This window comes from Nocardia sp. BSTN01, assembly GCF_015354405.1.
In the GTDB taxonomy this organism is placed as follows: domain Bacteria; phylum Actinomycetota; class Actinomycetes; order Mycobacteriales; family Mycobacteriaceae; genus Nocardia.
The window spans coordinates 1-448 of sequence record NZ_JADKYP010000182.1; the positions used below are offsets into that span (position 1 = coordinate 1).

Genomic DNA, 448 nt, shown 5'->3' on the forward strand with positions numbered 1-448 from the left:
GGTTTAGCCTCTTCCGCTTTCGCTCGCCACTACTCACGGAATCACTATTGTTTTCTCTTCCTGTGGGTACTGAGATGTTTCACTTCCCCACGTTCCCTCCACACACCCTATATATTCAGGCGCGGGTAACACGACATCACTCGTGCTGGGTTTCCCCATTCGGAAATCCTCGGATCTCAGCTCGGTTGACAGCTCCCCGAGGCTTATCGCAGCCTCCTACGTCCTTCATCGGCTCCTGGTGCCAAGGCATCCACCGTACGCTCTTACACACTTACTAACAAAGATGCTCGCGTCCACTGTGCAGTTCTCAAACAACACACCCGCACCGAATCGAATTCAAGGACCGCGACCCCCGAAGAGGCTGGTTTCACAAGAGATCCGGGCGGATCGTATTTTTTGCCTGGAAAGAACGTCTGTTCTTTCAGGACCCAACAGTGTGTCGATATAT

At 52.7% G+C, this 448-nt stretch carries 1 rRNA gene; it reads right to left on the reverse strand.

Annotated elements, in window-relative coordinates:
* Positions 1 to 277: ribosomal RNA gene (locus IRT45_RS36440) — 23S ribosomal RNA — on the reverse strand; the annotation flags it as partial.
* Positions 278 to 448: the final 171 nt, after the last annotated feature.